The organism is Actinokineospora bangkokensis, from assembly GCF_001940455.1.
Taxonomy (GTDB): Bacteria; Actinomycetota; Actinomycetes; order Mycobacteriales; family Pseudonocardiaceae; genus Actinokineospora; species Actinokineospora bangkokensis.
On the sequence record NZ_MKQR01000028.1, the window covers coordinates 594,185 to 602,631 of the forward strand.

An 8,447-nucleotide genomic window follows, 5' to 3' on the forward strand; every position below is an offset into this window, starting at 1 on the left:
GGAGGGCACGTGTCAATCAGGAGAAAAACGCTGTCCGCGGCCGCGATGGCCGTCGGCGCCTCGCTCGTCCTCACCGCGTGCGGCGGGTCGACCGGCGGCGATGGCGGCACCACCGGCCCGTCGGACGACATCAAGGCCATGGCCAAGGCCAAGGGTGAGAACGACGCCCAGACCGAGTACACCTCCCCCGAGGTCACTCAGTCGAGCGACACCATCACGGTGTCCACCGACAACCCGTTCACCGCGTACAACAACTCCGCGGCGGACGCCAACAACTCCTACAACACCTTCGCGATGACGCAGGTGCTGTCGGGGGCCTACAAGCTCGACGGCAACAACAACGTCCTCCTCGACAAGGACGTCATGGAGGGCGTCGACCTCACCAGCACCAGCCCCCAGGTCGTGACCTGGAAGATCAAGGACGGCGTCACCTGGTCCGACGGGGCGCCGTGGGGCTGCAAGGACTTCTACCTGACCTGGCTGTCGCAGACCGGCAAGTCCAAGACCGCCGACGGCAAGGACCTGTTCCTGGCCGCGGGCACCACCGGCTACGAGGACATCTCCAAGGTCGAGTGCAAGGGCAACAACGAGGTCGTCACGACCTTCGAGAAGTCCTACCCGGACTACAAGGGCCTGTTCGGCGTCTCCGGTGACGTGCTCCCCGCGCACATCGTCGAGGCCCAGACCGGCGTCGCCGACATCACCAAGCTGCTGCCCGTCGGCGGCGACCAGGCGGCGCTGGAGAAGGTCGCCGAGTTCTGGAAGACGAAGTGGAACGGGTTCACCAAGGACCTGATGCCCGCCTCCGGCGCCTACATGATCACCGCGTTCGAGCAGAACAACTCGGTGACCCTGGAGCGCAACCCGAAGTACGCGGGCAAGCCCGGCGGCCCGGCCAAGATCGTGCTGCGCGGCATCTCCGACCAGGTGGCCCAGGCCCAGGCGCTGGAGAACGGCGAGGTCCAGGTCAACTCCATGGCCCAGCCCGACGTCAACGCCGCCGACCGGCTGCGCGGCCTGTCGTCGCAGGGGGTGAAGTTCGGCGCCTCGAACGGCCTGTCCTTCGAGCACCTCGACCTGAACTTCAAGAACCCGCTGCTGGCCGACATCGCCGTCCGCAAGGCGTTCTTCCAGTGCGTCAACCGCCAGGAGATCGTCGACAAGCTGGTCAAGCCCGTCCTGGAGGACGCGGTCCCGCTGGGCTCGCTGTCGTTCTTCCAGGGTGAGGACGGCTACAAGGACGTCTACGCCGACTACAAGGGCGACGCCGCCGCGGCGAAGAAGTCGCTGACCGACGCAGGCTACACCGCCGGGTCCGACGGCATCATGGCCAAGGGCGGCCAGCGCGTGTCGCTGAAGATCAGCCACACCGACATCCCCCGCCGCAAGCAGACCGTCGAGCTGATCCAGTCCCAGTGCAAGAACGCGGGCATCGAGATCAAGGACGACACCGACTCGAACTTCCTCGACACCCGCGTGTCGCAGGGCGACTACGACATCGCGCTGTTCGCGTGGTCGTCGGCGCCGTTCAAGTCCGGCCAGAAGTCGATCTACTCGACCGGGGGCGGCCAGAACTGGTCCTCCTACAGCAACCCCAAGGTCGACGCGGCCTACACCGACGCGGTGGGCAACCTCGACGAGGCGGCGGCCACCAAGTCCTACCAGGAGGCCGACGCCGCCATGGCGGCCGACGCCTACTCGCTGCCGCTGTTCAACCTGCCGCAGATGTGGGCGTGGAAGGGCATCGACTCGGTGTACTTCCAGTCCTACAACGGCACGCTGTGGAACGCCAACGAGTGGGTCAAGTCCCAGTAGTCGTCCCCGTCGCCCTCAAGCGGCGCAGATGACTCTGGTCTGACCAGCGGAGGGGCCGGACGCCAGTCCGGCCCCTCCTGCTTGGCCCCCCTATCACCCCCTGGTGCGGTGATCAGCCGCCGGGGGAGGGACACTGGAGAGCCTGGGCCCGACCGGCCCGGCCGCTTGGGCCCCACCGAGGAGCATTCCGTGATTCGCTACATCATCCGGCGGTTGCTGATCTCGATACCGATCCTGCTGATCGGCAGCATCGCCGCGTTCTTCATGGTCGCCGCCGCGGGCAACCCGGTCGCCGAGCTCAAGGCGAAGCCGAACACCACCCCGCAGCAGATCGCCGACCTGGAGGCCAGCCTCGGCCTCGACAAGCCGATCATCGTTCGGTACTGGGACTGGTTGGTGAACTTCCTGCAGGGCGACTGGGGCCAGTCCATCGCCCTGGGCCAGGCCAAGGTGGACGTCTTCGACTCCGTCATGCGCGCGCTCTGGATCACCGCTCGGCTCGTCGTGGGTGCCGAGATCCTGGCCCTGGTGCTGGGCGTGGTGGTCGGCGTGATCGCCGCGGTGCGCCAGTACTCGTTCTTCGACTACCTGGCCACCTCCAGCGCGTTCCTGATGTTCTCGATGCCGATCGTCTGCGTGGCGGTGATCCTCAAGACCTACGGCATCAAGCTCAACGACCTGCTGCAGTCCATGGGCATCGACCGCTGGCTCAACACCGTCAGCCCCTCGTCGGACACCTACTCCGGCGACTTCGGCGACTTCATCTTCAAGTACACCGGCAACTACCTGCTGCCGACGCTGAGCCTGACGCTGATCAGCTTCGCCGCCTACAGCCGGTTCCAGCGCGCGTCGATGCTGGAGACGCTGAACTCCGACTACGTGCGCACGGCGAAGGCCAAGGGCATCTCCAGCCGCCGGGTCATCTTCCGGCACGCCTTCCGCAACGCCCTCATCCCGGTCTCCACGCTGTTCTCGCTCAACGGCGCGGCGCTGTTCTCCGGCGCGGTCGTCACCGAGACGGTGTTCAGCTGGAAGGGCATGGGCGACCTGCTGGTGAAGTCCGTGAAGACCTTCGACCCCTACATGCTGATGGGCTGGCTGATGGTCACCGCCACGCTGGTCGTCATCTTCAACCTGGTTGCCGACGTCATGTACGGCATCCTCGACCCGAGGATCCGCCTTGCCTAGCGACACCCCCGTGAACCCGGCCGCGCCCGGCGGCGGTGGCACCACCGCCGTCGTCGGGGCGCGCGCGAGCGAGTTCGACGCCACCCAGGCCCGCAAGCAGAGCACCCTGATCATCAAGCGGTTCCTGCGGCACCGGCTGGCCATGGTCAGCCTGGTGGTGTTCCTGCTGATCGCCGCGTTCGGCTTCCTCGGCCCGGTCTTCTGGACCATCCCGGTCGACGACGCCTCCGCCCGCGGCTACCTGCCGCCCAGCCTGGAGCACCCGCTGGGCACCATCCAGACCGGCAAGGACATGCTCGCCCAGCTCATCGTCGGCACCCGGCTGTCGCTGGCGATCTCGCTGGTGGTCGCGCTGACCTCCACCGTGGTGGGGGTCGTCCTGGGCTCGCTGGCGGGCTACCTGCGCGGGGCCACCGACTCGGTCATCAGCAGGCTCACCGACCTGATGCTGATCATCCCGTCGATCGCGGTGTCGGCCATCCTGGTCCGCGCGCTCAGCGGCTCCTGGTACACCGTGGCGCTGATCCTGGCGACCTTCGCCTGGATGTCCACCGCGCGCATCACCCGCGGCGAGACCCTGTCGCTGTCGCAGCGGGAGTTCATCGAGGCCGCGCGCGCCTCCGGTGCCAGCACCCCCTGGGTGATCTTCCGGCACCTGGTGCCGAACATGGTCGGCACCATCACCGTGAACACCACGCTGGCCGTGGCCACCGCCGTGCTCTCCGAGGCGGCGCTGTCGTTCATCGGCCTGGGCGTGCAGTCCCCGGACACCTCGCTCGGCCTGATCATCAGTGAGAACTACTCGCAGATCACCAACCGCCCCTGGCTGTTCTGGGGCCCGTTCGTGGTCATCGTGCTGATCTCGCTCGCGGTGAACTTCATCGGCGACGGCCTGCGCGACGCGTTCGACCCGAGGCAGACGAAGGTGCGGAGCTGATGAGCGCCCAGACGAACGACGGCACGGCGGCCACCCCCACCCTCGCGGGCGAGCCGGTGCTCAGCGTGCAGGACCTGTCGGTCACCTTCCCCACCGACGACGGCGACGTGCACGCCGTCCGCGACATCTCCTACACCCTGCGCCCGCGCGAGGTGCTGGGCATCGTCGGCGAGTCCGGCTCCGGCAAGTCGGTGTCCTCGATGGCGGTGATGGGCCTGCTGCCCGGGTCGGCCAGGATCACCGGGTCGATCCGCTACCGCGACCAGGAGCTGGTCGGGCGGACCTACAAGCAGATGATGGGCGTGCGCAACAACGGCGTCGCCATGATCTTCCAGGACCCGATGACCTCGCTGAACCCGGTCTACACGATCGGGTGGCAGCTGGCCGAGGCCTACCGCGCGCACCACCAGGTGTCGAAGAAGGCGGCCTGGGCCAAGGCGGTCGAGGCGCTGGAGCTGGTCGGGATCCCGCAGCCGGACCGGCGCGCGGCGCAGTACCCGCACGAGTTCTCCGGCGGCATGCGCCAGCGCGTGGTGATCGCCATGGCGATCATCAACGACCCGGACGTGATCATCGCCGACGAGCCGACCACCGCGCTCGACGTCACCGTGCAGGCGCAGATCCTGGAGACGCTGCTGCGCATCCGGGACGAGACCGACGCGGGCATCATCATGATCACCCACGACCTCGGCGTCGTGGCGGGCATGGTGGACCGGGTGCAGGTCATGTACGGCGGCACCGTGGTCGAGTCCGGCCCGGTGGACGAGGTGTTCGACCGGCCGAGGATGCCCTACACCGTCGGCCTGCTCGGCTCCCTGCCCAACCCCGCCACGCTGGGCAAGAAGCTCACCCCCATCAAGGGCGCCCCGCCCTCGCTGATCAACCTGCCGCACGGCTGCGCGTTCTCGCCGCGCTGCCCGCTGGTCGCGGAGGTCTGCCACGAGGCCGAGCCGCCGCTGATCCAGCTGGGCGGGTCCGGCCACTCGACCAGGTGCCACCGCTGGGAGCACCTGTCCGGGCTGGACAACCCGCAGCAGCTGTTCGCCACCGAGGAGATCGGCGTGGTGGAGAACCCCGCCGCGCTGGTCCAGGCCGACCCGGACGCCCCCGTCGTCGAGGACCTCGCCGACGTGGAGAAGCGGCTGGCGGAGGAGGAGAAGTGACCGAGACGCACGCCGCGACCGCCCCGGCGGCCGCGAGCACCACCGCCACCCCGCTGCTGGAGGTCAAGGACCTCGTCAAGGAGTTCCCGGTGCGCGGCGGCGGGATCATCCCGCGCACGGTGGGCAAGGTGCAGGCCGTGTCCGGGGTCAGCTTCGACCTCGCCCGCGGCGAGACCCTGGGCCTGGTCGGCGAGTCCGGCTGCGGCAAGTCCACCACCGGGCGCGCCATCCTGCAGCTGCACCAGCCCACCTCGGGCTCGGTGCGGTTCGAGGGCCGCGAGCTGACCACGCTCAAGCCCAAGCAGATGCGCCCGCTGCGCAAGGACATGCAGATCGTCTTCCAGGACCCGTACGCCTCGCTCGACCCGCGCTGGCAGGTCAACGACGTCGTCGCCGAGCCGCTGCGCATCCACGGCGTCGGCGGCGACGCCAAGGGCGTGCAGCACCGGGTGGACGAGCTGCTGGAGCTGGTCGGGCTCAACCCCGAGCACCGCAACCGCTACCCGCACGAGTTCTCCGGCGGGCAGCGCCAGCGCATCGGCATCGCCCGCGCGCTGGCCCTGGACCCCAAGCTCATCGTGCTCGACGAGCCGGTGTCCGCGCTGGACGTGTCGGTGCAGGCGGGCGTGGTGAACCTGTTGGAGGAGTTGCAGGAGCGCCTGCAGCTGGCGTACCTGTTCGTCGCGCACGACCTGTCGGTGGTGCGGCACATCTCGCACCGGGTCGCGGTCATGTACCTGGGCAAGGTCGTCGAGATCGGGGACCGGGACGCCATCTACGAGCGCCCCACCCACCCCTACACCCAGGCGCTGCTGTCCGCGGTGCCGGTGCCCGACCCCCGCCAGGAGCGCCAGCGGCAGCGGATCGTGCTCACCGGGGACGTGCCGTCGCCGGTGAACCCGCCCTCGGGCTGCCGGTTCCGCACCCGGTGCTGGAAGGCCCAGGACATCTGCGCCACCGAGGAGCCGCCGCTGGTGGACCACGGCAGCACCATCTCGGCCTGCCACTTCGCCGAGGAGCGCGCAGTCCTGCCGTAGTGCGCGAGCACACGTGGTCGAGCGCACCTAGTACTGTCCGGGCACCGGGGGAATCCCCCCGGTGCCCGGACCCATCCCACGGTGAAGGCTGACTGCCCGCACATGCTGACCACCCCTCCCCGGCTGCTGCTCGTGCACGCCCACCCGGACGACGAGAGCCTGTGGACCGGGGGCACGATCGCCCGCTACGCCGCCGCGGGCGTCCAGGTAACCCTGGTCACCTGCACCCTGGGCGAGGAGGGCGAGGTCTACCCGCCGTCGCTGGCCGGGCTCGCCGCGGGCGCCGCCGACCAGCTCGGCGGCTACCGGGTGGGGGAGCTGCGCGCGGCCTGCGCCGCCCTCGGCGTCTCCGACCACCGCTACCTCGGCGGCATCGGCCGCTGGCGCGACTCGGGCATGGTCGGCACCGCGGGCGCGGCGTCGGCCCCCGAGGTGCTGCACCCGCGCGCGTTCGTCGCCGGGCCGCTCGACGAGCAGGTCGCCCAGCTCACCGAGGTGATCACCGAGGTGCGCCCGCAGGTCGTCATCACCTACGGCCCGGACGGCGGCTACGGCCACCCCGACCACGTCCGCGCCCACGACGTCACCGCCGCCGCCCTGGCCGGGCTGCCCGAGGTGGCGCGGTTCTACCACGTGGTCAGCTCGGCGGCCGACACCGCGGCGGGGGTCGCGCTGCTGCCCGGGTTCACCGGCCTGCCGTGGGCGCTGCCCGCCCCCGGCGACCTCGCGGTCGTGCCCGACGAGGTCATCACCCACCGCGTCGACGTCACCGACCACCTGCCCGCGAAGCTGCGCGCCCTGCGCGCGCACGCCACCCAGGTCGCGGTGTGGGACGGCGAGGGCGGGGAGCAGAGCTTCAGCCTCACCAACGGCATCGCCCAGCCCGTGCTGACCCGCGAGTGCTACACCCTGGCCAGGGGCACCTCCGGCGGCGGGGGCGACCTGTTCGCCGGGTTGTCGCCGGTCGAGCACCGGGGCGCCGACCGGTGACCCCCGGCCAGCGGCTGCGCTACACCGGGTTGCTGCTGCTCAGCGCGGTGCTGGCGGTGTACGAGCTGATCTTCCTGCCGCTGCGCCTGGACGGCACGGCGCTGCCCGAGGTGGGCGACGCCCCCTTCCCGGTGACGATCCTGGTGGCGGCGGTGACCTCGCCCTGGCTGGTGGTGCGGGCCGCGCGGCTGACCCGCAAGGCGTCGGTGGCGGGCGGGCCGCTCTACGCCTGGCTGGCGGTGCTGCTCGCGTTCCTGGTGTTCACCCCGGGCGGCGACGAGGTGGTGGTCGCGGACTGGCGCACCCTGCTGCTGCTGGCGGCGGGCGCCTTCCCCGCCACGGTGAAGATCGGTGACGTGCTGGCGCGGTCGACGATCGCCTCCGTGCGGGACGGCTCGCCGTCGGGCACAGTTCGGGACGGGTCGGCGCGGGCCGCGTCGCCCTCCGGAACGGCGCACGAGCGGAGCGGTGATGGCTGAGGCGATCTCGGACAAGCAGGTGGTGGCGGTCCTGCGCCCCTTCGTCAGGGCCACCGCGCCGCTGCTGTCCGCCCTGCGCGAGTCCGACCCCCTCGGCCTCGTCCGCCGCGTCCTGCCCGGCGGCACCGACCCCGGCGGTTCCGGCGATGTGGAGGACGTCGAATCGCTGGCGGCGGTGGACAAGGGCCGCAGGCAGAAGCTGCTGGAGGGCCTGGAGAGCCTGCACGTGCCCGGCACCACCGCTTGGACGTCGATGTCGGTGGCCGACCGCGACTCCTGGTGGGTCAACCGGGTCGGCCGCTTCACCGTCCTGCTGGCCTCGGTCCCCGGCCTCGGCGGCGCCCTGGCCGACCGCCTGCCCATCCAGGACGCCCTCGGCGCCGCGGGCCAGGGCCTGCTGCTGTCCGCCCTCGCCGTCGAGCACGGCGCCACCGACCACGCCACCCGCGTCCGCCTGCTGGCCGCCGTCCTCTTCGACCGCGACATCGACCCCCGCCTCGCCGCGGGCGAGCACGACGACCTGTCCCCCGAGCAGGAGGACGCCGCCACCGCCGAGCTCACCGCCGAGATGGACGAATCCCAGTCCCGCCACGGCAAGATCACCCTCAAGGCCGCCGCCAAGGCCCTCTGGCGCCTCGGCCGCGCCCTGCTCGCCATCCAGGACGAACTCGGCAAGCGCCCCCAGGGCCGCTTCTACCACAAGGCCATCGGCCTGCTCCCCGTCATCGGCATGGCCGCCGACTACTTCGGCGAACGCAGCGCCCTCAAGCGCGCCGCCAAGCAGGCCCGCAAGTGGCTGGACACCCACACCCCCCACCCCCAGCCCTAGGGCGTGTCC

General features: G+C 70.6%; 8 protein-coding genes. All 8 read left to right on the forward strand.

The features are described from left to right. The first annotated feature begins 9 nt into the window (after positions 1-9). The 8 genes from BJP25_RS29720 to BJP25_RS29755 all read left to right on the forward strand — a co-directional run bounded on the left by BJP25_RS29720 (position 10) and on the right by BJP25_RS29755 (position 8,438). Entirely contained in the window at positions 10-1,815 is a 1,806-nt protein-coding gene (locus BJP25_RS29720) for an ABC transporter family substrate-binding protein (RefSeq protein ID WP_143219373.1), read from the forward strand. 189 nt (positions 1,816-2,004) lie between these two features. Further along, on the forward strand, positions 2,005-3,003 hold the full coding sequence (locus BJP25_RS29725; protein ID WP_084794696.1) for an ABC transporter permease: 999 nt from the start codon (positions 2,005-2,007) through the stop codon (positions 3,001-3,003). Continuing rightward, on the forward strand, positions 2,996-3,940 hold the full coding sequence (locus BJP25_RS29730; protein WP_233158332.1) for an ABC transporter permease: 945 nt from the start codon (positions 2,996-2,998) through the stop codon (positions 3,938-3,940). Before BJP25_RS29725 ends, BJP25_RS29730 begins: the two co-directional genes overlap by 8 nt. Beyond that, positions 3,940-5,103 (forward strand): ABC transporter ATP-binding protein, encoded by a 1,164-nt coding sequence (locus tag BJP25_RS29735; protein WP_075978296.1) that lies wholly within the window; start codon positions 3,940-3,942, stop codon positions 5,101-5,103. Before BJP25_RS29730 ends, BJP25_RS29735 begins: the two co-directional genes overlap by 1 nt. Next, positions 5,100-6,140, forward strand: a complete 1,041-nt coding sequence (locus tag BJP25_RS29740; RefSeq protein WP_075978297.1) for an ABC transporter ATP-binding protein — start codon at positions 5,100-5,102, stop codon at positions 6,138-6,140. Before BJP25_RS29735 ends, BJP25_RS29740 begins: the two co-directional genes overlap by 4 nt. 102 nt (positions 6,141-6,242) lie before the next feature. Next, positions 6,243-7,130, forward strand: coding sequence for an N-acetyl-1-D-myo-inositol-2-amino-2-deoxy-alpha-D-glucopyranoside deacetylase (mshB, locus tag BJP25_RS29745; RefSeq protein WP_075978298.1), 888 nt, complete (start codon positions 6,243-6,245; stop codon positions 7,128-7,130). Then, positions 7,127-7,609 carry a hypothetical protein gene (locus tag BJP25_RS29750; protein WP_075978299.1) on the forward strand — a complete coding sequence of 161 codons (483 nt, stop codon included), beginning with the start codon at positions 7,127-7,129 and terminating at the stop codon, positions 7,607-7,609. Before mshB ends, BJP25_RS29750 begins: the two co-directional genes overlap by 4 nt. Further along, positions 7,602-8,438, forward strand: coding sequence for a hypothetical protein (locus tag BJP25_RS29755; RefSeq protein ID WP_075978300.1), 837 nt, complete (start codon positions 7,602-7,604; stop codon positions 8,436-8,438). The genes BJP25_RS29750 and BJP25_RS29755 overlap by 8 nt, the downstream gene beginning before the upstream one ends. Positions 8,439-8,447: the final 9 nt, after the last annotated feature.